Origin of the sequence: Kineosporia babensis (assembly GCF_021129305.1) — a bacterium.
In the GTDB taxonomy this organism is placed as follows: Bacteria; Actinomycetota; Actinomycetes; order Actinomycetales; family Kineosporiaceae; genus Kineosporia; species Kineosporia babensis.
Genome location: NZ_JAJOMB010000005.1, coordinates 1 through 23,973, shown reverse-complemented (window position 1 = coordinate 23,973; position 23,973 = coordinate 1). Strand labels below are relative to the sequence as shown.

At 70.9% G+C, this 23,973-nt stretch carries 19 protein-coding genes and 1 pseudogene; 19 read left to right on the top strand and 1 reads right to left on the bottom strand.

All coding sequences use genetic code 11. The annotated features are described in order from the left end of the window. Window positions 1-326 precede the first annotated feature (326 nt). The 3 genes from priA (at window position 327) to LR394_RS11110 (ending at window position 4,596) form a co-directional block, all read left to right on the top strand. Window positions 327-1,082, top strand: a complete 756-nt coding sequence (gene priA, locus LR394_RS11120) for a bifunctional 1-(5-phosphoribosyl)-5-((5-phosphoribosylamino)methylideneamino)imidazole-4-carboxamide isomerase/phosphoribosylanthranilate isomerase PriA (RefSeq protein ID WP_231440653.1) — start codon at window positions 327-329, stop codon at window positions 1,080-1,082. Beyond that, window positions 1,079-1,831 (top strand): SseB family protein, encoded by a 753-nt coding sequence (locus LR394_RS11115; RefSeq protein WP_231440651.1) that lies wholly within the window; start codon window positions 1,079-1,081, stop codon window positions 1,829-1,831. The genes priA and LR394_RS11115 overlap by 4 nt, the downstream gene beginning before the upstream one ends. 83 nt (window positions 1,832-1,914) lie before the next feature. After that, window positions 1,915-4,596, top strand: coding sequence for an ATP-binding protein (locus tag LR394_RS11110; RefSeq protein ID WP_231440649.1), 2,682 nt, complete (start codon window positions 1,915-1,917; stop codon window positions 4,594-4,596). Here the strand turns inward: LR394_RS11110 and LR394_RS11105 are convergent. Then, window positions 4,574-5,635: a class I SAM-dependent methyltransferase gene (locus tag LR394_RS11105; RefSeq protein WP_407937028.1), complete on the bottom strand. Its 1,062-nt coding sequence runs from the start codon at window positions 5,633-5,635 to the stop codon at window positions 4,574-4,576. The two genes, LR394_RS11110 and LR394_RS11105, sit on opposite strands and share 23 nt — an antisense overlap. 479 nt (window positions 5,636-6,114) lie before the next feature. Here LR394_RS11105 and infC point away from each other — a divergent pair. The 16 genes and pseudogenes from infC to tyrS all read left to right on the top strand — a co-directional run. Next, window positions 6,115-6,741: pseudogene (infC, locus tag LR394_RS43600) on the top strand (translation initiation factor IF-3); the annotation flags it as partial. 780 nt (window positions 6,742-7,521) lie between these two features. Further along, the gene (rpmI, locus tag LR394_RS11095; RefSeq protein WP_231440645.1) at window positions 7,522-7,716 is read left to right on the top strand and encodes a 50S ribosomal protein L35; all 195 of its coding nucleotides are present in this window, start codon (window positions 7,522-7,524) and stop codon (window positions 7,714-7,716) included. A 67-nt stretch (window positions 7,717-7,783) separates the two neighbouring features. Further along, window positions 7,784-8,164, top strand: coding sequence for a 50S ribosomal protein L20 (gene rplT, locus LR394_RS11090; RefSeq protein WP_231440644.1), 381 nt, complete (start codon window positions 7,784-7,786; stop codon window positions 8,162-8,164). Window positions 8,165-8,211: 47 nt separating this feature from the next. Further along, window positions 8,212-9,210: a TrmH family RNA methyltransferase gene (locus LR394_RS11085; protein WP_231440642.1), complete on the top strand. Its 999-nt coding sequence runs from the start codon at window positions 8,212-8,214 to the stop codon at window positions 9,208-9,210. Between the two features lie 102 nt (window positions 9,211-9,312). Then, a complete protein-coding gene (gene pheS, locus LR394_RS11080) occupies window positions 9,313-10,401 on the top strand; it encodes a phenylalanine--tRNA ligase subunit alpha (protein WP_231440640.1) in 1,089 nt (362 codons plus the stop codon). Then, a complete protein-coding gene (pheT, locus tag LR394_RS11075) occupies window positions 10,401-12,914 on the top strand; it encodes a phenylalanine--tRNA ligase subunit beta (RefSeq protein ID WP_231440638.1) in 2,514 nt (837 codons plus the stop codon). The genes pheS and pheT overlap by 1 nt, the downstream gene beginning before the upstream one ends. A 201-nt stretch (window positions 12,915-13,115) precedes the next feature. Next, on the top strand, window positions 13,116-14,162 hold the full coding sequence (gene argC / locus LR394_RS11070; RefSeq protein ID WP_231440636.1) for an N-acetyl-gamma-glutamyl-phosphate reductase: 1,047 nt from the start codon (window positions 13,116-13,118) through the stop codon (window positions 14,160-14,162). A 16-nt stretch (window positions 14,163-14,178) separates the two neighbouring features. Beyond that, on the top strand, window positions 14,179-14,568 hold the full coding sequence (locus tag LR394_RS11065) for an ACT domain-containing protein (protein WP_231440635.1): 390 nt from the start codon (window positions 14,179-14,181) through the stop codon (window positions 14,566-14,568). Window positions 14,569-14,594: 26 nt separating this feature from the next. Further along, window positions 14,595-15,749: a bifunctional glutamate N-acetyltransferase/amino-acid acetyltransferase ArgJ gene (gene argJ, locus LR394_RS11060; RefSeq protein WP_231440633.1), complete on the top strand. Its 1,155-nt coding sequence runs from the start codon at window positions 14,595-14,597 to the stop codon at window positions 15,747-15,749. Continuing rightward, on the top strand, window positions 15,746-16,654 hold the full coding sequence (gene argB, locus LR394_RS11055) for an acetylglutamate kinase (RefSeq protein ID WP_231440631.1): 909 nt from the start codon (window positions 15,746-15,748) through the stop codon (window positions 16,652-16,654). The genes argJ and argB overlap by 4 nt, the downstream gene beginning before the upstream one ends. Then, on the top strand, window positions 16,651-17,883 hold the full coding sequence (locus tag LR394_RS11050) for an acetylornithine transaminase (RefSeq protein ID WP_231440629.1): 1,233 nt from the start codon (window positions 16,651-16,653) through the stop codon (window positions 17,881-17,883). The genes argB and LR394_RS11050 overlap by 4 nt, the downstream gene beginning before the upstream one ends. Next, entirely contained in the window at window positions 17,880-18,821 is a 942-nt protein-coding gene (gene argF / locus LR394_RS11045) for an ornithine carbamoyltransferase (protein WP_231440627.1), read from the top strand. The genes LR394_RS11050 and argF overlap by 4 nt, the downstream gene beginning before the upstream one ends. Continuing rightward, on the top strand, window positions 18,818-19,333 hold the full coding sequence (locus LR394_RS11040; RefSeq protein ID WP_231440624.1) for an arginine repressor: 516 nt from the start codon (window positions 18,818-18,820) through the stop codon (window positions 19,331-19,333). Before argF ends, LR394_RS11040 begins: the two co-directional genes overlap by 4 nt. A gap of 48 nt (window positions 19,334-19,381) precedes the next feature. Next, window positions 19,382-20,812 (top strand): argininosuccinate lyase, encoded by a 1,431-nt coding sequence (gene argH, locus LR394_RS11035; protein ID WP_231440622.1) that lies wholly within the window; start codon window positions 19,382-19,384, stop codon window positions 20,810-20,812. A gap of 342 nt (window positions 20,813-21,154) precedes the next feature. Then, entirely contained in the window at window positions 21,155-21,796 is a 642-nt protein-coding gene (locus LR394_RS11030) for a DNA-3-methyladenine glycosylase (protein ID WP_231440620.1), read from the top strand. Window positions 21,797-21,827: 31 nt separating this feature from the next. Continuing rightward, window positions 21,828-23,153 (top strand): tyrosine--tRNA ligase, encoded by a 1,326-nt coding sequence (gene tyrS, locus LR394_RS11025; protein WP_269328993.1) that lies wholly within the window; start codon window positions 21,828-21,830, stop codon window positions 23,151-23,153. The last annotated feature ends 820 nt before the right edge of the window (window positions 23,154-23,973 follow it).

Genomic DNA, 23,973 nt, shown 5'->3' with positions numbered 1-23,973 from the left:
CCCCACGTACCCGACTTCGCGGGGCCGGTGCACCTCGCGATCATCCCGCGATATCGGGAAGACAAAGCACGCACTGGCGTTGTTTTGTCTTCCCGATAGAAGTTTCGGCTACCGCGTGGGCGATAACAGGCTGTGGGCGGTTGGAGGTCTGAGGCCGGCGGGGCGATGGCAACGAGTCGCTCGGCGGCCGGGGCGCCGTCAGCGGGCGGCCGACGGTCGTGCCCACCCCTGCGCTCCGTGTCCGCACCGAGACCGCGATAGCGTGGCTGCCGACTTTTACCGCCGGTCTACTGCCCGACCGGCGCCTCGCTGGGAAGGGTTCCACCATGTCTGACACCGCCGTCGCACCGCCCGGCAAGCTCGAGCTGCTGCCCGCCGTGGACGTCGTCGACGGGCAGGCCGTGCGCCTGACCCAGGGCGAGGCCGGCAGCGAGACCGGTTACGGCGACCCGCTGGAGGCCGCCCGGTCCTGGCAGCAGGCCGGCGCCGAATGGCTGCACCTGGTCGACCTGGACGCGGCGTTCGGCCGGGGCAGCAACCGCGAGCTGATCACCCGGGTCTGCGCCGAGCTCAGCGAACTGGGCGTCAACGTCGAGATGTCCGGCGGGATCCGCGACGACGCCAGCCTGCAGGCCGCGATGGACACCGGCTGCCGCCGGATCAACCTGGGCACCGCCGCGCTGGAGCAGCCGGAGTGGACCCGCGACGCGATCGCCCAGTTCGGCGACCGGATCGCGGTGGGCCTGGACGTGCGCGGCACCACCCTGGCCGGCCGCGGCTGGACCAAGGAGGGCGGCGACCTCTGGGAGGTGCTGGAGCGCCTCGACGCCGACGGCTGCGCCCGCTACGTGGTCACCGACGTCACCAAGGACGGCACGCTGAAGGGCCCGAACCTGGACCTGCTGGCCGAGGTCTGCCGCCGCACGAGCAAGCCGGTGGTGGCCTCCGGCGGCATCTCCAACCTCGACGACATCGCCGCCCTGCGCGCCCTGACCCAGGTCGGGGTGGAGGGTGCGATCGTCGGGAAGGCGCTGTACAGCGGCGCTTTCACGCTCGAGCAGGCTCTGCACGTGGCCGGGTGAGCGCAGTGGCCCACGGAATCAACTCCAACCCCGAGGGCGACTCGGCCGGCGTGCCCTGGGCCGGCCGGACGCTGACCGCTCAGCCGTTCCCGGGCGACGACGGCTCCGCCGACCCGGCCTTGCTGGAGGCCCTGGCCGGCGGCGACCTGGCGGCGATCACCCGGGCCTGGGCGCCGACCCGGGCGATGGTCCCGATCGTCGCCGTGCTCGGCGAGGGCGACGACGACGCCGAGCTGGTGGCCGCGCAGGGCGACAAGAGTGCGGACATGGCCCTGGTCACGCTGGTGGGTGAGGACGAGGCCAAGGTGCTGCCGGTCTTCACCAGCGTGGCGGCCCTGCAGAACTGGAACCCGAAGGCCCGGCCGGTCCCGGTCGAGGCCGCGCGGGCGGCCCAGGCGGCGGTGGTCGAGGAGTGCCCCCGGATCGTGATCGACCCGGCCGGTGCCTCGGTCGAGCTGCCCCGGCCCGCGGTCTGGGCGGTGGCCCAGGGCCGGGACTGGGTACCTCCGGCCACCGACCCGGAGCTCCTGGCCGGTATCGCGGCGCTGGTCACGGCCGTGCCGGAGGTCAAGGCGCACCGCTGCGAACCGGACGGTGAGGCCGGCCTGATCGTGGTTCTCGGCCTGCCCCCGGGCCTGGAGCGTGAGCAGGTGCGGGCCACCACCACCCGGATCGGCGAACTGCTGCTGACCGACCAGATGGTCACCGAGCGCACCGATTCGGTCCGGCTGGCGGTCCGCTCGGTCTGAATCGTTCCGAACCAATCGGAACCGGCCTGAACCGATCTGGCCGTGGCCCGGCCTGACCGGGCGGTGAACGGCACAATCGGATCATGGCCGTCTCGGACCGGGAAAGTCAGGTGCTCGCGGCCCTGGGCGAGCACCTGACCAACGCCGAGATCGCCGCGCGGCTGTTCATCTCGATCCGCACGGTCGAGAGCCACGTCTCGTCGTTACTGCGCAAACTCGGCGCCGACGACCGCCGCGCCCTCGCCGCCCTGGCCCACACCCCATCCCGGGCGATGCCTACCCCGCTGACCCCCTTCATCGGCCGGCAGACCGAGCGGGAAGCTCTGAAAGCGGCACTGAGGCACCATCGCCTGGTCACCGCGGTCGGCCCGGGCGGGGTGGGCAAGACCCGGCTGGCGTTGAGCGTGGCCACCGACCTGAGCAGCGACTTCGCCGACGGCAGCGGCTACGTCGACCTGGTGCCGGTGCTCGACCCGCAGATGATCGCCCCGGCCATCGCCGAGGCACTGGGGATCGGCGAGCGCCCCGGCGGGTCGGCGGCCGACGGCGTGGCCGGATGGCTGGCCACCCGGGAAACCCTTCTGCTGCTGGACAACTGCGAGCATCTGCTCGACGGTGTGGTCGTTCTGGTGGAGCGCCTGCTGGCGAGCAGTCCGGGCCTGCGGGTGCTGGCGACCAGCCGGGCCCGTCTGCTGGTGCCGTTCGAGCAGGTGTTCCCGGTGCCAGGGCTGGCCGTGGAGACCGACGCCGTCGAACTGTTCAGCACCCGGGCCACAGCCGGCGGCAACCCGGTGGGCCACGAACAGACGCAGCGGGTGGTGGCACTGTGCCGGGCCCTGGACGGCATGGCCCTGGCCATCGAACTGGCCGCCGCCCGCTACGCCTCGCTCGGGCTGGACGGCCTGGAACTCGGCCTGGCCGACCGGTTCCGGCTGCTCACCGGCGGGCGCCGGATGGACGACCGGCACCGTTCGCTGCGCACCACCCTGGACTGGAGCCACGCTCTGCTCAGTCCGCCCGAGCAGACTGCGCTACGCCGAAGCTCGGTCTTCGCAGACCCTTTCCCGCTGCCGGCCGCCATTGCCGTGCTGCAGGACGAACTGCTCCCGCCCGAGAGGATCCCCGCCGCGCTGGCCGCGCTCGCCGATCAGAGCCTGCTGATCGCCGTCCCGGGCCCGGACGGGATGCGCTACCGGGTGCTGGAAACCGTTCGTCAGTACGGTGGCGAACTGCTCAACGAGACCGGCGAGACCGAAGCCGCTCACCGACGTCACCTGTTGTGGGTTCGAAGCCGGCTGGAAACCGACTGGTCCGACACCCTGATGAACGAGGCCCGCAGCGCCCTGACCTGGGCCTGCACCCAACCGGAAAGCCGCGCCGAGGCCTTCGCCCTGGCCATCACCACCGCCGAGCTGAGCTTCCGGCACGGACGGCCGGCCGAATCACAACGCCGCTACGAACAAGCCGCAAGCCTGGCCGAGAACGACGCCGTAGCCGCCGAGACCTGGCGCAGCGCAGCCGGCGCGGCGGTGGCCCGGCACGTCGGTCTGGATGCGCTCAGGCTCAGACTTCAGGCCTCGGAAGCCGCGCTGCGAGCCGGTGACCGGGCCGGTGCCGCAGCCGACCTCGCCGGCAACGCCGAGCTGATCAACCGAGGGCCGGGCCTGATGGCGACCGCCCCGCCCGAAGGGGAGGTGGCCCGGCTGATCGCCCGCGGCTGGGAACTGGCCGGCGACGACCCGAGCGCCCGGGCCCACCTGCTGATCGCCGAGGTGTCCGTGCACCCGATCGCCGAGCCCGGCAACCGGCAGCGCATCGAAGAGGCCATCGCCCTGGCCCAGCAGACCACCGATCCGCTGACCGAGAGTTCCGCTCTGGACCAGCTCACCGCCATGCAACTGAGCCAGGGCGACGTACGCGCGGCGGCCACCAGCGCGATCCGTCGTACCGAGATCCTGGCTCCGCTGCCGCCGACCTCGATGACTGCGCTCGAGATGTTCGACAGCCTGCAGATGGGAGCCGACTGTGCCGTCGCCGCCGGTGACCTGCCGACCGCCCGGGCCCTCGCCGTCCGTTTGCGCGCTCTGCCGTTCTACCGGGAAGAGCTGCACCTGGCCGCGTCCCGGCTGCTCATGGTCACGGTGTTCACGGGGGAGTGGGACCGGGCCGATGAGCTGGCCGGACAGTTCATCCAGGGGTGGGAACGAGCCGGGCAGCCGCAGGCAGGTAACTTCAGCCGGGCGGCCTGCGCGGCGGCCGGGATGTACGCCCTGCGCGCCGACGAGGCCCAGCACCAGGAATGGCTGCGGGTCATCGACGGCCTGGTGACTCCCGGGCGTCCGATCTCGCAGATCCATGTGGACGAGTTCTTCGACGCCCAGGTGCTCCTGCACCAGAACCGGCCGGACGAAGCAGTGCAGCGCCTGGCCACCCCGCCCGAGGAACTCGACCAGTGGTTCAGCGCCCTGTGGCGGCCCTGGTATGCGGCGTTGTGGGCCGAATCGGCGGTGCTGGCCGGGCTTTCCGACCCGCAAGAGCGCATTCGGCGGGCCCGGCGCTCGAGCGAGGGTAATCCGCTCGCGACGGCCATCGTCGAACGGGCTGCCGCCCTGGCCGAAGGTGGCGACCGCGGCCGATTACTGGCCACGGCCGCCACCTTGCGCCCCTGCCGCTACCAGTACGCCCGGACGCTGGTGCTGGCCGGGGAACCGGAAGGCGAGCAGGTGCTGGCGGAGCTGGGGGTCAGGGCCGCACCTGGAGAATGATGTTGAGCGGGGTTGCCGCCACCTGCCGAACGCTGGAGAACCCGGCCTCGGTCAGGAGAGCGGTGAGTACCCCCGGCCCGGCCTGAGCACCCAGGCCGAGTCCGACCTCCTGCGCCAGCGAGCCCGGGGTACAGATCGCCGTGGACAGGCCGTAGTAGGTCCGCCCCACCGGGTTCAGGTTGTTCTCCAGGCCGTCGTTGGCGTTCGGCTCGACCAGCAGCAGCGTGCCGTCCGGGGCGAGCGAGCGGTGGATCTGCCGGGCCGCGCCGACCGGGTCGCCCAGGTCGTGCAGCGCGTCGAACACGCAGACCAGGTCGTAGCCCTCGCCCGGGAAGTCCGTGGCCGCCGCCACCTCGAACCGGGCGCGGTGGCTCACCCCGGCCGCCTCGGCCGCCCGCCGGGCCTGCTCGATCGAAGGCTGGTGCAGGTCGAACCCGGCGAAGCTGGAGTGCTCGAACGCCTGCGCCATGATCACCGTGGCGGCGCCGAGCCCGCAGCCCACGTCGGCCACCGAGGCCCCGGCCCGCAGCTTGTCGGCCACCCCGTCGAGGGCGGGCAGCCAGCTCTGCACCAGGTGCGCGGCGTATCCGGGCGCAAAGAGCCGCTCGACGCCGGAGAAGAGCCGGTCGTCGTGCTCGTGCCAGCCGATCCCGCGGCCGGTCCGGAAGGCCCCGGCCAGCCGGTCGTGATCGGAGTAGCAGGAGGCCACCGCCTCGAACGCGCCGCCCAGGAACACCGGGCTGGTCTCGTCGGCGACCACCAGGCTCTGCTCCGCGGGCAGCTCGAAGGTGGCCTGGGCCGGGTCGTAGACCACGTAGCCCCCGGCCGCCTGGTTGGCCAGCCACTCGCGGACGTAACGCTCGGCCGTGCCGGTGCGCCGGGCCAGTTCGGCGGCGGTGATCGGGCCGGCTCCGGCCAGAGCCTTGTACAGGCCTAGCCGGTCACCCAGGTGCAGCATCAGCCCGGAGATGGCGGCGCCCAGGTCGGTGACGGCCTGGCCCACGAAGGCGTGCAGCTTGCTCTCGTCGACAGCGGTGATGGTCACGGTCTAACCCCTTCGGCTCGTGATCGGGTACGGGATCGAGCCTGGGCGAGGGCTGGTGCGCTGGCATCCGTGCTCACCACGGAACTCCCACTCAGTGGTCGCTACCTGCGGAGATCGCCGGTGCCGCCGGTCGCGGTCGCCGGTACGGCATCGGTACTGGTAGTCTGGCCTACTGACCGACCGAGTTCAGTCGTGGAGCCTGCCTCAACCGCAGAGTTCCCGGCCGGGTTCGGTGCGCCAAGTGGAGTCTCTCCCACCCGGCGTCAGAGTCCGGCCCCGGCCGGATCGCATGGCATCGGGTCCCGGTCCGCTCCTCCCGACCAGGAGGAGCTGTCCCGCCGTACCTGGGTGGGGCTGTACGGCAGTGGAATACCTGGCTGTCGTACGACCGTTGATGAGGCTCCCGAGCGCCTGCGACCGGGAGCCTTCTCCTGTTTGCCGGCGGTCTCCGTAACCGTACGAAGGAGTAACACATCAGCGAGCCCCGGATTAACGACCGTATCCGCGTCCCTGAGGTGCGGCTGGTCGGCCCCAACGGGGAGCAGGTCGGCATCGTCCGGGTCGAGGACGCGTTGCGTCTCGCCCAGGAGGCCGACCTCGACCTCGTCGAAGTCGCGCCCCAGGCGCGGCCGCCGGTCTGCAAGCTCATGGACTTCGGCAAGTTCAAGTACGAGTCCGCGATCAAGGACCGTGAGGCCCGCAAGAACCAGGCCCACACGATCCTCAAGGAGATCCGTCTCCGCCTGAAGATCGACCCGCACGACTACGAGACCAAGAAGGGTCACGTCGTCCGGTTCCTCGAGGGCGGCGACAAGGTCAAGGTCATGATCATGTTCCGGGGCCGCGAGCAGTCGCGCCCGGAGATGGGCTACCGCCTGCTGCAACGGATGGCTGCCGACGTCGCCGAGGACGGCTACGTCGAGAGCAACCCCAAGCAGGACGGCCGCAACATGGTCATGGTGATCGGCCCGAACAAGAAGAAGGCCGAGGCCAAGGCCGAGCAGAAGGACGTGCTGGACGAGGAGCGGGCCGCCCGCGCCGAGAAGCGTCGCCAGGAGGCTGCTGCCGCCGCGGAGAAGACCGCTGCTGCTGCCGCCGCTGCCGCCGAGGCGCTGAAGGCCGAGAACGACGACGAGCCGATCTTCATCAAGCGCGCGACGCCGCCTCCGGCTGCCGCTGCGCCCGCGTCGTCCGGTGCGCCGTCCTCGTACTCCTCCCGACCCTCCGGTGGCCCGGGTGGCCCGCGTGGCGATCGTCCGTCCTACGGCGACCGCCCGTCGGGTCCGCGGGGTGACCGTCCGTCCTACGGCGACCGTCCCTCGGGTCCGCGTGGCGATCGTCCGTCCTACGGCGACCGCCCGTCCGGTCCGCGTGGCGACCGCCCTGCGGGTCCGCCGCGTGGCGACCGTCCGTCCTACGGCGACCGTCCCGGTGGTCCGTCGTCGCGTCCGGCGCCCAGCAGCGCCCCGCGTCCGGCGGCTGCTGGTCCGTCCGGTCCGCGTCCGGCGGCTGCCGGTCCCGGCACCGGTACGCCGGCTTCGGGTCCGCGACCCACCCCGGTTCCCGGTGCGCGGCCCACGCCGCGCCCGATGCCGGGTCCGGGTCCGCGGCCCACACCGGGCTCCATCGGCCCGCGTCCGACCCCGGGCCCCGGCCCGCGCCCCGGTCCGCGTCCCACCCCGGGGCCTGCGGCCGAGGCGAAGCCCGCGGAGGAAGCCGCCAAGCCGGCTGCTTCCCCCGAGCAGCAAGCGGCCGCCGACGCCTGACGGCAGCCGCGTAAGCCCGGTGACCGGGCGAACTTCAGCACTGCAGTTCGCCCGGTCCCGACACACCTTCCGCGCGCGGATCACCCGCGCGCGGATCGATGAGGAGACACAGACGTGCCGAAGAACAAGACGCACAGCGGTGCGAAGAAGCGCTTCCGGGTGACCGGCAAGGGCAAGCTGATGCGTGAGCAGGCCAACCGTCGCCACCTGTTCGAGGGCAAGCCGTCCAGCCGCACCCGGCGCCTGGCCTCGGACGAGCCCGTCGCCGACGGCAACCTGAAGGCTGTCAAGCGCCTGCTCGGCCTCTGATTTCCCGCTTCCCGTAACCCCCGTCGCCGGTCGTGCCGACCGGTGATCAGAACCAAGGAGACTCCACGTGGCACGCGTCAAGCGGGCAGTCAACGCCCAGAAGAAGCGCCGCGAGGTCCTCGAGCGCGCCAGCGGTTACCGCGGCCAGCGCTCACGCCTCTACCGCAAGGCCAAAGAGCAGGTCACGCACTCGCTGGTCTACGCCTACCGCGACCGTCGGGCGCGCAAGGGTGACTTCCGCAAGCTGTGGATCCAGCGCATCAACGCCGCTGCCCGCGCGAACGGCATGACGTACAACCGCTTCATCCAGGGCCTGAAGGCCGCTGAGATCGAGGTCGACCGTCGCATGCTGGCCGAGCTGGCCGTGAACGACGAGGCCGCCTTCGCCGCCCTGGTCGTGCTGGCCAAGGCCGCCCTCCCGGCGACCGCCGAGACCTCTGCGGCCTGAGCCACACGCGCGCCCGGAAACGGGCCTGCGGCCAGCGGGAAACAGAAATGACCACGGAACGCCCGGCACTCGAGGCGCTGTCCAACCCCCGGTCCGACCGGGTGAAGGCGGTGGCCCGGTTGTCCGGGCGTTCCGCACGTCAGCGGGCCGGCCGGTTCCTGGCCGAGGGCCCGCAGGCGGTGCGTGAGGCCGTGACCGAGCACGCCGCCAACCACAGCGACGACGGCCGGCGCCGGACGGTGGACGCGCCGGGTGCGTTGCGCGAGCTGTACGCCACCCCCGAGGCGGCTGCCCGCTACCCCGAGATCATCGATCAGGCCATCGATTCCGGCATCTGGGCCCGCCTGGTCACCGACGAGGTGCTCGAGGCCATGCTGGCGGGGGCCGGAAGCACCACCCCGCAAGGGCTTCTCGCGGTCTGCGACCTGATCACCGTGCCGTTCGAGACCGTCCTGGAGCAGCAGCCCCGCCTGGTCGCTGTGCTGTCCCAGGTCCGAGACCCGGGCAACGCCGGCACCGTGATCCGCGCGGCCGACGCCGCCGGGGCCGATGCGGTGGTGCTCACCGAGTCCAGCGTCGACGTGCACAACCCCAAGTGCGTACGGTCCACTGCGGGCAGCCTTTTCCACCTCCCGGTGGTCACCGGCGTGCCCCTGGCCGACGCGGTGCAGGCGCTCAAGGCCCAGGGCATCACCGTGCTCGCCGCCGACGGTGTGGGGGAGCACGACCTGGACGTGCTCGGCGACGACGCGGAAGACCGCGCGAACGCGACCACCGACTCGTCCACGCCTGCCCGATCGGTGCCCACAACGTCCAAAAGCAGCCCGTATCTGGAGAACCCCGTTGCCTGGGTGTTCGGCAACGAGGCCTGGGGCCTGCCCGAGACGGACCGCGAACTCGCAGACGCGGTGGTCCGGGTACCGGTGCACGGCCGGGCCGAGAGCCTCAACCTGGGTACCGCCGCCACCGTGTGCCTCTACGCCACCGCGCGGGCCCAACGCCGCCAGGAGCGCCGATTTACCAAGGCGGACCCGGCAGCCGGCTGATCAGCCACCCGGGCTCCGCCGTCAACTCACTTCTGCCCGCAGGCCGGGGAGAACAATCCGCTGGCCGCTGTCTGAAAAGATGACGCACGTGAGGATCACATTGTGAGTACCAAGGACTACGACCCGAAGCAGGTCGCGGTGCTCTCCGAGGAGAAGCTGGCCGAGTTCGTCGCGCAGGCCCTGGCCGCCTTCGCCGCGGCGGGCGACCTGGACGAGCTGAAGCAGGCCCGGCTCGGCCACGCCGGCGACCGCAGCCCACTGGCCCTGGCCAACCGCGAGATCGGCGCCCTGCCCCCGGCCGCCAAGGCCGACGCCGGCAAGCGCGTCGGCAAGGCCCGCGGCCAGGTGAACAAGGCCCTGGCCACCCGCCAGGCCGAGCTCGAGGCCGAGCGCGACGAGCGGGTGCTCATCGAGGAGTCGGTGGACGTCACGCTGCCGGTCGACCGCCGGCCGGCCGGGGCCCGGCACCCGATCTCCACCATCTCCGAGCGGATCGCCGACGTGTTCGTGGCGATGGGCTGGGAGGTCGCCGAAGGCCCGGAGGTCGAGGCGGACTGGTACAACTTCGACGCCCTGAACTTCGGCCCGGACCACCCGGCCCGGCAGATGCAGGACACCTTCTTCGCCAACCCGGCCGACAGCAACCTGGTGCTGCGGACCCACACCTCCCCGGTGCAGGCGCGCACCCTGCTGGACCGGGAGCCGCCGATCTACATCGTCTGCCCCGGCAAGGTGTTCCGCACCGACGAGCTGGACGCCACCCACACCCCGGTCTTCCACCAGATCGAGGGCCTGGCCGTGGACAAGGGCCTGACCATGGCGAACCTGCGCGGCACCCTCGACCACTTCGTGTCGGAGATGTTCGGCCAGGGCACCGTCACCCGGTTGCGCCCCAACTTCTTCCCCTTCACCGAGCCGAGCGCCGAACTGGACCTGCGCTGCTTCGTCTGTGAGGGCAAGGACGCGAACTGCCGGGCCTGCAAGGGAACCGGCTGGATCGAGTGGGGCGGCTGCGGCATGGTCAACCCCAACGTGCTGCGTAACTGCGGCCTGGACCCGGAGGTCTACTCCGGCTTCGCGTTCGGCGTCGGGGTCGAGCGGGCCCTGATGTTCCGCAACGGCGTCGAGGACATGCGGGACATGGTCGAAGGCGATGTCCGGTTCAGCCTGCACTACGGAATGGAGGCCTGATGCGCGCCCCACTGTCATGGCTGGCCGAGTACGTCGAGCTGCCCAAGGGCGCAACGGCTCTCGAGGTGGCCGCCGACCTGGTCAAGGTCGGCCTGGAAGAGGAAGCGGTGCACGGCGGCGGGGTCACCGGCCCGCTGGTGGTCGCCCGGGTGCTCGAGTTCACCCCGGAGAAGCAGAAGAACGGCAAGACGATCCGCTGGTGCCAGGTGGACGTCGGTGAGGCCGAGCCGCGCGGGATCGTCTGCGGCGCAGGCAACTTCTTCGAGGGCGACCTGGTGGTCGCGGTGCTGCCGGGGGCCGAGCTGCCCGGCGGGTTCAAGATCGCCGCGCGCAAGACGTACGGCCACAAGTCCGACGGAATGATCTGCAGCGCGCTGGAACTCGGCCTCGGCGAGGACCACGACGGGATCATCCGGCTCACCGAGTGGGGCTTCGACGAGGTCAAGCCCGGCGACGACGCGATCGCGCTGCTCGGCCTGGCCGAGGAGACGGTCGAGGTCAACGTGACCCCCGACCGTGGCTACTGCTTCAGCCTGCGCGGGATCGCCCGGGAGTACTCGCACGCCACCGGCGCCGCCTTCACCGATCCGGCGCTGATCGAGGTACCGGCCCCGGCGGCGGACGGCTTCGAGGTCGAACTGGACGACCAGGCCCCGATCAACGGTGTGCTCGGCGGCGACCGGTTCGTTGCCCGGGTGGTCCGTGGGGTGGACGCCACCGCCTCCAGCCCGCGCTGGATGCAGCGTCGGCTGGAACAGGCCGGGATGCGCCCGATCTCGCTGGCCGTCGACGTCACGAACTACGTGATGCTGGCCGTGGGGCACCCGCTGCACGCCTTCGACCTGGACAAGCTGGTGGCGCCGATCGTGGTGCGCCGGGCGGTGCCGGGCGAGCAGCTGACCACGCTGGACGACGTGAAGCGCAAGCTCGACGCCGAGGACCTGCTGGTCACCGACTCGCCCGAGGGGCGCGGTTCGCGCGTGCTCAGCCTGGCCGGGGTGATGGGCGGGGCCAGCAGCGAGGTCTCCGCCGAGACCACGAACCTGCTGGTCGAGGCCGCGCACTGGGACCCGATCACGGTGGCCCGGACGATGCGCCGGCACAAGCTGTCCACCGAGGCGGGTAAGCGCTACGAGCGCGGGGTGGACACCCAGCTCGCCGATGTCGCGGCCGAACTCACCGTGCGGCTGCTGGTCGAGTACGGCGGCCCGGCGGTCGAGGTCGGCCCGGTCACCGATGTCGGCGTCGCCGCCGAAGGTGCGGTCATCGAGATGGCAGCGGACTTCCCGGCGCGCGTGGTCGGCCTGGACTACACCCGCGAAGAGGTGGTCTCCAGCCTCGAGCAGATCGGCTGCGAGGTCAGCGGTTCCGACGTGCTGACGGTGAAGGCGCCGAGCTGGCGGCCCGACCTCGGCGTGGGCGTGGACCTGGCCGAAGAGGTGGCGCGGCTGCGGGGGTACGACCAGATCCCGTCCGTGCTGCCGGTCGCTCCTCCTGGCGGCGGTCTGACCCACGGGCAGCGTCTGCGTCGTTCCGTGGCCCGGTCGCTGGCCGAGCACGGCATCGTCGAGGTTCTCACCTACCCGTTCATGAGCGGATCCGTTCACGACGCGTTCGGTCTGCCCAAGGACGACGAGCGGCGGCAGGCGCTGCGGCTGGCCAACCCCCTGTCGGACGAGCAGCCGTACATGCGTACCTCGCTGCTGGCCACGCTGGTGGATGCGGTCAAGCGCAATGTCAGCCGGGGCAACACCGATCTGGCCGTGTACGAGATCGGCTCGGTCACCCGGCCGAACGGTACGGAGGCGAAGGCCGGTCACCCCCAGGCCGGCAGCCGCCCCTCCGACGCCGAGCTCGAGCAGCTGGACCAGGCCATCCCGCACCAGCCGCTGCGCGCTGCGGTCGTGATGACTGGTCAGCGGGAACTGCAGGGCTGGAACAGCGCGGGCCGGGCGGCCGACTGGTCCGACGCCCTGGAGGCGGCGCTGCTGGTGGCGCGGGCGGCCAAGATCGAGCCGACTGTGGTCAAGGACCCGGATCACGCTCCCTGGCACCCGGGTCGCTGCGCGCGGCTGGAGATCGACGGCAAGCTCTTCGGTCACGCCGGTGAGCTGCACCCCAAGGTGGTCGCTGCCCTGGGGCTCCCGCCGCGTACGGTCGCGGCCGAGGTCGACCTGGACGTGCTGATCCAGGCGTCCGGCGGGATCGTCCCGGCACAGCCGATCTCGACCTTCCCCCTGGCGAAGGAAGACGTGGCGCTCGTGGTCAAGGACGAGGTCCAGGCGCAGGACGTGCACGCCGCTCTGGTCGCCGGGGCGGGGCAGTTGCTGGAGTCCGCGCGGCTGTTCGACGTCTACGTTCAGGCGCCGATCGAAGAGGGGCACAAGTCGCTCGCCTTCGCGCTGCGCTTCCGGGCGCCGGACCGCACGCTGACGGCGGAAGAAACCGCGGCTGCGCGCGATGCTGCTGTCGCGGTGGCGGCCGAGCGTACGGGTGCGGTGCAGCGGGGGTAACAACCCCAATGGTGGACGTCCCCGCTCAACTTGAGCGGGGACGTCCCTGTTTTGGCGGTTCGTGCGCGACTGGGGCAGGGGCGACGTCCCCTGATTGGAACCACGCTCTCGCCCGGCCAGTTCACCAGGGGTATCGTTCATGGTTCCCTGTGTCACACCGCACTATGCATACAATTACGTTGCTGTGTATAGTCATGCGCCATGGGCATCACGGCAGCAGTGGCAGGAGCAAGCGGGTACGCCGGCGGTGAGCTGCTGAGACTCCTTCTGCAGCACCCACAGATCGAGATCGGTGCGCTCACCGCGGGCAGTAACGCGGGCACCCGGCTGGCCGAGCATCAGCCGCATCTGCTGCCCCTGGCCGACCGCGTGCTCGGGCCCACCACGGCCGAGCAGCTCCAGGGCCACGACCTGGTCTTCCTCGCCCTGCCCCACGGCACCAGCGCGAAGATCGCCGCCGAGCTGCCGGCCGACACGGTGGTCATCGACTGCGGCGCCGACCACCGGCTCTCCAGCGCCGAGGCCTGGCAGGAGTTCTACGGTGGCGAGCACGCCGGCACCTGGGCCTACGGCTTACCTGAGCTGCCGCATCCCGGTGGTGAAAGACAACGTGAAACCTTGCGCGGCGCGCGGCGGATCGCGGTGCCCGGTTGCTACCCCACGGCTTCGAGCCTGGCCCTGGCCCCGGGCTTCGCAGCCGGACTGCTGCAGCCCGACGACGTGGTGGTGGTCGCCGCCAGCGGAACGTCCGGCGCCGGTAAGGCCGCCAAGACCAACATGATCGGCAGCGAAGTGATGGGCTCGATGAGCCCGTACGGCGTGGGCGGCGTGCACCGGCACACTCCGGAGATCGAGCAGAATCTGGGCCTGGCGGCGCAGGAGGCGGTGCGGGTCTCGTTCACCCCCACGCTCGCTCCGATGTCCCGCGGCATCCTGGCCACCTGCACCGCCAAGCTGAAGCCGGGGGTCAGTGCCGAGGCCGTACGTGAGGCCTGGGTCTCTACCTACGCGGACGAGGCGTTCGTCCACGTCCTGCCCGAGGGCCGCTGGCCCCGCACCGCCGACACGCTCGGCGCCAACACCGCGCTGATCCAGGTGGCGGTGGACGAGCGAGTCGGCCGGGTGATCGTGGTCAGCGCGATCGACAACCTGGCCAAGGGCACGGCCGGGGGCGCGATCCAGTCGGCCAATCTGGCGCTCGATCTGCCCGAAACCCTGGGGCTGCCGCTGGTCGGGGTTGCACCGTGAGCATGGAGGCGTTCTCGTGCATCTGATCCAGTACCGCCAGGCGATGGCCCTGGTCCGCCTCACCCCGGACAGCCCGGAGCCGGACTGGGCGGTCGGCGCCCCGCTGGTCAGCGTCTCCCGCACCGCCGACGAGATCAGCGTGGTCTGCCCGACCACCAGCCTGCCCGAGCCGGTCCCCGGGCCGGTGGAGGGGCCGTTCACCGTCACCCGGGCCGCCGGGGCGCTGGAGTTCTCGCAGATCGGCGTGCTCATGCGGTTGCTGAAACCGCTCGCCGACGCCGGGATCCCGGTGCTCAACGTCTCCACCTTCGACACCGACTGGGTGCTCGTGCCCGCCGCGCAGTCCGTGGTGGCCGCCTCGGTCTGGCGTCACGCCGGTTACACCGTGACCGAAGACGCCGAATAGCCCTTTCTGGAAAGAGGAAACAGATTATGAGCGTCACCGCGGCCAAGGGCTTTCGCGCCGCCGGGGTGGCCGCCGGGCTGAAGAGCACCGGGGCCCCCGACGTGGCACTGGTCCTGAACGAGGGACCGAACGACGCGGCGGCCGCCGTGTTCACCAGCAACCGCTGCAAGGCCAACCCGGTGCTGTGGAGCGAGCGCGCCGTCGTCGACGGCCGGCTGCGCGCCGTGGTGCTGAACTCGGCCGGCGCCAACTGCTACACCGGCCCGGAAGGGTTCCAGACCACGCACGCCACCGCCGAGGAGGTGGCCAAGCTCAACGGCATCGACGCGTTCGACGTGGTGGTCTGCTCCACCGGCCTGATCGGCCCGCTGCTGGAGCGCCCCAAGCTGCTGGCCGGGGTCGCCGACGCCACCTCGAAGCTGACCGCCGACGGTGGGGCGGACGCCGCGCAGGCGATCATGACCACTGACAGCGTCTCCAAGCAGGCCTCGGTCACCTCGCCGCAGGGCTGGACGGTGGGCGGGATGGCCAAGGGCGCAGGCATGCTCGCCCCGGCGCTGGCCACCATGCTGGTCGTGATCACCACCGACGCCCAGGTCGATCCGGCCGGGCTGGACTCCGCGCTGCGGGCCGCCACCCGGGTCACCTTCGACCGGCTGGACTCCGACGGCTGCCAGTCCACCAACGACACGGTGGCGCTGCTGTCGTCCGGCGCCTCGGGAGTCACCCCCTCGGCCGAGGAGTTCACCGCCGCCGTCACCGCGGTCTGCCACGACCTGGCCCAGCAGTTGCTGGCCGACGCCGAGGGCGCCGACCACGACATCGCGATCGAGGTGCTGCACGCCGTTTCTGAGGAAGAGGCGGTGGAGGTCGGCCGTTCGGTCGCCCGCAGCAACCTGTTCAAGGCCGCGATCTTCGGCAAGGACCCCAACTGGGGGCGGATCCTGGCCTCGGTCGGCACCACCACGGCGGCCTTCGACCCGGCCGACCTGGACGTCGCGCTGAACGGCGTGTGGGTCTGCCGCAAGAGCGAGCCCGGTGAGGACCCCTCCGGCATCGACCTGAACCCGCGTCAGGTCAGCGTCACCATCGACCTGAAGGCCGGCGACGCCACCGCCACGGTGTGGACCAACGACCTCACCCACGCGTACGTCCACGAGAACAGCGCGTACTCGTCGTGATCGGCCTCCCGCACCTCAGCGCCGGCCAGAAGGCCGAGGTCCTGGTCGAGGCGCTGCCCTGGCTGCGCCGCTTCCAGGGCGCGATCGCGGTGATCAAGTACGGCGGCAACGCGATGATCGACGACGAGCTCAAGCGCGCCTTCGCCGAGGACGTGGTGTTCCTGCGCGCGGCCGGCCTGAAACCCGTGGTGGTGCACGGCGGCGGCCCGCAGATCTCGGCCATGCTCAAGAAGCTCGGCATCGACAGCGAATTCCGCGGCGGCCTGCGGGTGACCACCCCGGAGACCATGGACGTGGTCCGGATGGTGCTCACCGGTCAGGTCGGGCGGGAACTGGTCGGGCTGATCAACCAGCACGGCCCGCTCGCGATCGGGATGTCCGGCGAGGACGGCGGGCTGTTCCTGGCCGAGAAGCGCGACGCCGTGGTGGACGGTGAGCAGGTGGACATCGGCCTGGTCGGCGACGTGGTCGAGGTCGACCCGGCGGCGGTGATCGACCTGATCGACGCGGGGCGGATCCCGGTCATCTCCACGGTCGCGCCGGACGACGACGGCCAGGTGCTCAACGTCAACGCCGACACCGCGGCCGCGGCCCTGGCGATCACCCTGCAGGCCCGTAAGTTCGTCGTGCTCACCGACGTCGAGGGGCTGTACGCGGACTGGCCGGACAAGTCCTCGCTGCTGTCCGAGATCACCGACGACGAACTCGAGACCATGCTGCCCAGCCTGCAGTCCGGAATGGTGCCGAAGATGGAGGCCTGCCTGCGGGCGGTGCGCGGCGGCGTGCCCACGGCCACCGTCATCGACGGCCGGGTGGCGCACAGCCTGCTGCTGGAGGTCTTCACCTCCGAAGGCGCGGGAACCATGGTCGTGCCCTCCTCCGCACAGAACGGAAGTCCTTCATGAGCGCCGACCTCAGTGCCCAGAGCAGCCCGCTGGTGGATCTGAACCAGGACGATTCGGCCGCCTGGCTGGCGCGCTACGGCCGTTCGGTGCTGGGCGTCTTCGGTACCCCGCAGCGGGTTCTGGTGCGCGGCGAGGGCTCGTACGTGTGGGACGCCGACGGCCGGCGCTACCTCGACCTGCTCGGCGGGATCGCGGTGAACGCCCTGGGGCACGCCCACCCGTTCCTGGTCTCGGCCGTCACCGCCCAGATGGCCACCCTCGGCCACGTCTCCAACTTCTTCACCCACCCCCTCCAGATCGCCCTGGCCGAGCGGATTCTCGAGCTCGCCGGCGCTCCCGAGGGCTCGGCCGTGTTCTTCTGCAACTCCGGTACCGAGGCCAACGAGGCGGCGTTCAAGCTGACCCGCCGCACCGGCCGCACCCGGATCATCGCGGCCGAGAAGGCCTTTCACGGCCGGACCATGGGCGCGCTGGCACTGACCCACAAGCAGGCCTACCGTGAGCCGTTCGCCCCGCTGCCGGGCGACGTCGAGCACGTGCCCTTCGGTTCGGTCGAGGCCCTGGAAGCAGCGGTGGACGACAGCACCGCCGCCGTTTTCCTCGAGCCGATCCAGGGCGAGGCCGGAGTACGGATCCCGCCGGCCGACTACCTGGCCGCGGCCCGCCGGATCACCCGGGCCCACGGCGCGCTGCTGATTCTCGACGAGGTGCAGACCGGAATCGGCCGCACCGGAACCTGGTTCGCTCACCAAGGCGTCACCCCTGACGCGATGACTCTGGCCAAGGGGCTGGGCGGCGGCATCCCGGTCGGTACGCTGGTGGTCTACGGCGCCGAGAACGCGGCCCTCCTGAGCCCGGGCCAGCACGGCACCACCTTCGGCGGCAACCCGATCGCGGCCGCCGCCGGCCTGGCCACGCTGCACGTGATCGAGCGGGACGGCCTGCTGGAGAACGCCGTCACGGTCGGGAACCAGCTGTCCGCCGGCGTCCTCGGGCACCCGCTGGTGGCCGGTGCGCGCGGGCAGGGCCTGCTGCAGGCGATCGAGCTCACCCAGCCGGTCGCCGCCTCGGTGGCGGCCCACCTGCTCGAGGCCGGGTTCATCGTCAACCCGGTCGCGCCGGACACGATCCGGCTGGCCCCGCCGCTGATCCTCACCGCCGAACAGGCGGAATCCTTCCTCGCGGCCCTGCCCGCCGCCCTTGACCTTGCTTCGCAGGAGATCTCATGACCGTCCGGCACTTCCTCAAGGACGACGACCTTTCCCCCGACGAGCTGATCGAGGTCCTCGACCTCGCCGACCAGCTCAAGGCCGACCGGGCCGCCGGCCGCCTGGACACCCGTCCGCTCGAAGGCCCCAAGGCCGTGGCGGTGCTGTTCGACAAGTCCTCCACCCGCACCCGGGTCTCCTTCAGCATCGGCATCGCCGAACTCGGCGGCTACCCGCTGATCATCGACTCCGGCAGCAGCCAGCTCGGGCGCGGCGAGCCGATCGAGGACACCGCCCGGGTGCTCACCCGCCAGGCCGCGGCGATCGTCTGGCGTACCGGCGACCAGAGCCGGATCGAGGCGATGGCCACGCACAGCACCGTGCCGGTGGTGAACGCGCTCACCGACCAGTACCACCCCTGCCAGCTGCTGGCCGACCTGCAGACCGTCCGTGAGCACAAGGGCAAGCTGGCCGGGCTGACCCTGTCCTACCTGGGCGACGGCGCCAACAACATGTCGCACTCGTACCTGCTGGCCGGGGCGAACGCCGGCATGCATGTGCGGATCGGCGCCCCGGAGGGTTTCCAGCCCGACCCCGCCGTGGTGGAACAGGCCGCGGCGCTGGCTTCGGACACCGGGGGATCGGTCTCGGTGTCCAAGGACACGGCGGTCGCGGTCAAGGGCGCCGACGTGGTGGTCACCGACACCTGGGTCTCGATGGGCCAGGAGGCCGAGAAGGCCGAGCGCTCCGCGATCTTCATTCCGTACCAGGTGAACGACGAGCTGATGGCGCACGCCGCACCGGACGCCATCGTGCTGCACTGCCTGCCCGCCTACCGCGGCCTGGAGATCTCCGCCTCGGTGATCGACGGCCCGCAGTCGGTGGTCTGGGACGAGGCGGAGAACCGGCTGCACGCCCAGAAAGCGCTGCTGACCTGGTTGCTGGAGCGCTCGGGATGAGTTCGCCGAGGACGGCCCACACCAAGGTCGCCCGGCATCACCGCATCGTCGAGCTGCTGCGCCTGAACCGGGTGCGCTCGCAGGTCGACCTGGCCCAGATGCTCGCGGAGGAGGGGGTGGCCGTCACCCAGGCCACGCTCTCGCGCGACCTGGTCGAGCTGAGCGCGGTCAAGGTCCGCCACCCCGAGGGCGGGCTGGTCTACGCCGTGCCCGCCGAGGGCGGCGACCGCACTCCGCAGGCCGGCCTGGAGCAGGAGATGCTGGTTTCCCGGCTGGCCCGGCTCTGCGAAGAACTGCTGGTCACCGCCGAGGCCTCGGCCAACCTGGTGGTCCTGCACACCCCGCCCGGCGCCGCCCAGTTCCTGGCCTCGGCGATCGACCATTCGGTCCTGCCCGACGTGCTGGGCACCATCGCCGGTGACGACACTGTCATGGTGGTCACCCGCGACCCGGTGGGCGGGGAGGCGGTCGCCGACCGTTTCCTCTCGCTCGCTGCCGGTACATCTGATTGAAGACGTCTGTGAGCCCGTTCGCGGGGTCCGTTCACTAAGGAGCACGTTGTGACCGCCGAGCCCAAGGTCCTGTGGGGTTCACGTTTCAGCGCCGGCCCGGCCGACGCCATGTTCGCCCTGTCCGTCTCGACCCATTTCGACTGGCGGCTGGCCCGTTACGACCTGGCCGGCTCACGGGCCCACGCCCGGGCGCTGAACCGGGCCGGGCTGCTCACCGACGAGGACCTGGCCGGGCTGCTGGCCGGGATCGAGGCCCTGGACGCCGACGTCGCCTCCGGTGTGGTCACCGCCGCGCCGCACGACGAGGACGTGCACTCGGCCCTGGAGCGCATCCTGATCGAGCGCCTCGGGCCGGAGCTCGGCGGCCGGCTGCGGGCCGGGCGCTCGCGCAACGATCAGATCGCCACCCTGCTGCGGATGTTCCTGCGCGATCACGCCCGGGTGGTGGCCAACCTGCTGCTCGACCTGGCCGAGGCCCTGGCCGCCCAGGCGGCCGCGCACCCCACCGCGCCGATGCCCGGCCGTACCCACATGCAGCACGCCCAGCCGGTGCTGCTGGCCCACCACCTGCTGGCCCGCGCCTGGCCCCTGGTGCGTGACGTCGACCGGCTGCGGGACTTCGACCGCCGCGCCGCCGTCTCGCCCTACGGTTCGGGCGCCCTGGCCGGTTCCACCCTCGGTCTCGACCCCGAAGCTGTGGCCGCCGACCTGGGTTTCGACTCCTCGGTGGCGAACTCGATCGACGGTACGGCCTCTCGCGACCTGGGCGCCGAATTCGCCTTCGTGGCCGCGATGGTCGGCGTGGACATCTCGGGCCTGGCCGAGGACATCATCATCTGGGCGACCAAGGAGTTCTCCTTCGTCACGCTGGCCGACGCCTGGTCCACCGGCTCCAGCATCATGCCGCAGAAGAAGAACCCCGACGTGGCCGAGCTGACCCGGGGCAAGGCCGGCCGGCTGATCGGCGACCTGGCCGGGCTGCTGGGCACGCTCAAGGCCCTGCCCCTGGCCTACAACCGCGACCTGCAGGAGGACAAGGAGCCGGTCTTCGACGCGGCCGACACCCTCGAGGTGCTCCTGCCCGCCCTCACCGGCCTGGTCTCCACCCTGACCTTCCACACCGAGCGGATGGCCGACCTGGCTCCCCAGGGCTTCGCGCTCGCCACCGACATCGCCGAGTGGCTGGTGCGGCAGCGGGTGCCCTTCCGTGACGCCCACGAGATCGCCGGGGCCTGTGTGCAGCGCTGCGAGGAGCGGGCGGCGGCCGAGGGCAAGCCGGTCGAGCTGTGGGACCTGACCGACGAGGACCTGGCCAAGGTGTCTTCGCACCTGACGCCGGCGGTGCGCGAGGTGCTGAACGTCGAGGGGGCCCTGGCTTCGCGGGACGGCCGGGGTGGCACCTCGCCGCGCCGGGTCGCCGAGCAGGCTTCTGAGCTTGCCGGGCAGATCAAGACCCTGCGAGAGTGGGCCGCCAACTGAGGCCGAACCGTGATCAAACCCGTTCCGGGGACGATGGATTCGCCTCGGGGGAGTGAGCGGTAAAACTGCGGGTTCGTGGCGGTTGCTGTGACAGCCGGTCAGGTTTGTTACGTAAAGCAACCGTCACGAACCGTCTGCGAAACATTTCTGAAATAGATAAAGCGCTGTGCCGCAGGGTTTTTGGTGTTGCGGGCAAAATTGGTGTCTTGTCGTCTGTGAGAGCAGGGGTAAGACTGAGCCGTGCGTGGGTCGCAATGGCGCGGTCCACGCATCAGAATTCCCCACCTCACACGAACAGCCGCCCATGGCGCGGGGTTACGACCTCCATGAGAGGCTCGCCCTGTGCTACCCGCCCCGCTGCCGCGCTCGTTCTTCGCCCGTGAACCCCTGGTCGTGGCGCCTGCCCTGCTGGGCGCGATCCTGCGGCATGAACGCGACGGGCAGACGGTCGAGGTCCGGCTGACCGAGGTGGAGGCGTACCTCGGCGAGGGCGAAGACCCGGCCTCGCACTCGCACAAGGGCCTCAGGCCCCGGAACAAGACGATGTGGGGCCCTCCCGGCCACCTGTACGTCTACTTCACCTACGGCATGCACTACTGCGCCAACCTGGTCTGCCGCCCGGAGGGCACTTCCGGCGGGGTACTGCTCCGGGCCGGCGAGGTGGTTTCCGGGCTGGACGTAGCTCGCTCCCGGCGTCCCTCCAGCAAACGCGACAGCGATCTGGCTCAGGGGCCCGCGCGGCTCGCCAGTGCGCTGGGCTTCGTGCGTGAGGACGATGGGCGCGACGTCTGCTCGGGAGGTTCCCTCGAGGTTCTGGCCGGCAAGGCGGTCCCGCAGCGGCGGTTGCGCAGCGGTCCCCGGGTGGGAGTGGCTGCCGGGGCGGAGTCTCCCTGGCGGTACTGGATCGACGGTGATCCCACGGTCTCCGCCTACCGACCCGCGGTCCCGCGCAAACGGCGACCACCGGCGTCCCCAGGTAGTTAATGCGGTTCCCATCCAGGGTGAGGTCGGCCCTATGTTTGGGCGCGTGACCGTGAGTACCGAAGAATCCGTGACCTCCGCGCCTGCGGCCAACGTCTGGGACGAGCTGACCTGGCGCAACCTGATCTCGGCGTCGACCGACGAGACGGCGCTGAAGCAGATGCTCGGAGCCGGGCCGGTCACCTATTACATCGGCTTCGACCCGACCGCCCCCAGCCTGCACATCGGCCACCTGGTCCAGATCCTCACCATGCGCCGCCTGCAGCAGGCCGGGCACAGGCCGCTGGCCCTGGTCGGCGGCGCCACCGGCCTGATCGGCGACCCGCGGCCCACCGCCGAGCGGGTCCTGAACTCGCCCGAGGTGGTGGCCGGCTGGGTGGACAAGCTGCGCGCCCAGATCGAGCCCTTCCTCGACTTCACCGGCCCCAACGCCGCGACCATGGTGAACAACCTGGACTGGACCTCGGGGATGAGCGCCATCGAGTTCCTGCGCGACATGGGCAAGCACTTCCGGGTCGGCAAGATGCTGTCCAAGGACGCGGTCAGCGCCCGGCTGAACTCCGACGCCGGCATCAGCTACACCGAGTTCAGCTACCAGATCCTGCAGTCCATGGACTACCTGGAGCTGAACCGGCGCCACGGCTGCACCCTGCAGCTGGGCGGCTCGGACCAGTGGGGCAACCTGACCGCGGGTATCGACCTGATCCACCGGGTGCGCCCCGAGCAGAGCGTGCACGCCATGTCCACGCCGCTGATCACCAAGGCCGACGGCTCCAAGTTCGGCAAGAGCGAGGGCGGCGCGATCTGGCTGGACCCGACGATGACCTCGCCCTACGCGTTCTTCCAGTTCTGGGTCAACGCCGAGGACGCGAAGATCGTCGACTACCTCAAGGTGTTCACCTTCCGCACCGCCGAGGAGATCGCCGAGCTGGCCGAGTCCGCGGCCACCCGCCCGCAGGCCCGCGAGGCCCAGCGCGCCCTGGCCCGGGAGATGACCACCCTGGTGCACGGCGAACTGGCGGCCACCCGCGTCGAGGAGGCCAGCAAGGCCCTGTTCGGCGGGGGCGACCTGTCCGGCCTCGACGAGGGCACCCTGGGTGACGCGCTCGCCGAACTGCCCAAGGCCCAGCTGCCGCGCGGCGAGCACTCGGTGATCGACCTCCTGGTGGCCACCGGCCTGTCCAAGAGCAAGTCCGAAGCCCGGCGCACTCTGTCCGACGGCGGCGGCTACGTGAACAACGCCAAGGTGACCGGGGGAGAGGCCGCCACGGTCAGCACCTCGGACCTGCTGCACGACCGCTGGATCCTGGTCCGCCGAGGCCGCCGCCAGCTCGCCGCGGTAGAGCTGGTCGGCGAGTAAGGCAGTTCGTCCCGCAGGGCCCGCACACCTCACCGTGTGCGGGCCCTGTCATCGTTTGCGCCCAGAAATCAGCTTGTCCGCCGGACATTTCAACTCAGCCCGTGACCTGAGCTGCCACCCGGGCCGGCGCCCAGTCGCTGAAGATCCGTCACCGGCGACCGCAGAGGTTCTGGCTTTTCTGCGGGTCCGCGACAACGCGTAAACCAAGCGCGATCTGGCCACACTTCGTTTACGTGATTCGGCGAATCTTCGCCGACCTGGACGAACGACTCGGCCCATCCTGCTCCGCCTGGCAAGGTCACAGGTCAAGCGGTCATTCCGCCGGGGGCTCTCTTGGGATGCGACCTGGCCGGGCAGACCTGCGCGCCCGAATGAGCCATCAGGGTCATCTCCCACTTCTCAACTTCCACCACGGGCCTGGGCTCTGTGCCTGCGGGGAGGGAACCGAACTGTGTACACACGGCACGCCCGGTACGCGATGTACATGCGTGGAGTTGGTGTCCACCGGAGGCTCGCCGACACGCCGTGGCTGCATGTGCTCGGGCGATTCCGGTGCGTCATATAGCCTGGTCGAGTGGTGCTTGACACCAGGATTTGACCTGCCCGTTGGCCATCCGTAAAGTTCTACGTGTTGGCAGCGCGGGAGCGACGGACACGAAAGTGGCCGGTCCCGGAGCCAGCTCCCCCGGAAGTCTCAGCAGCTCTAGCCTCGCGGCTCGAGTCGCTGAAGTTCGCTCGGGGTCGGATGGAAAAAGCAGTGAAAATCTTCTGGTAAGGTTTACACCGCTGGACCAGCCGGGTAGGTTGGAAAGGTTGCCCT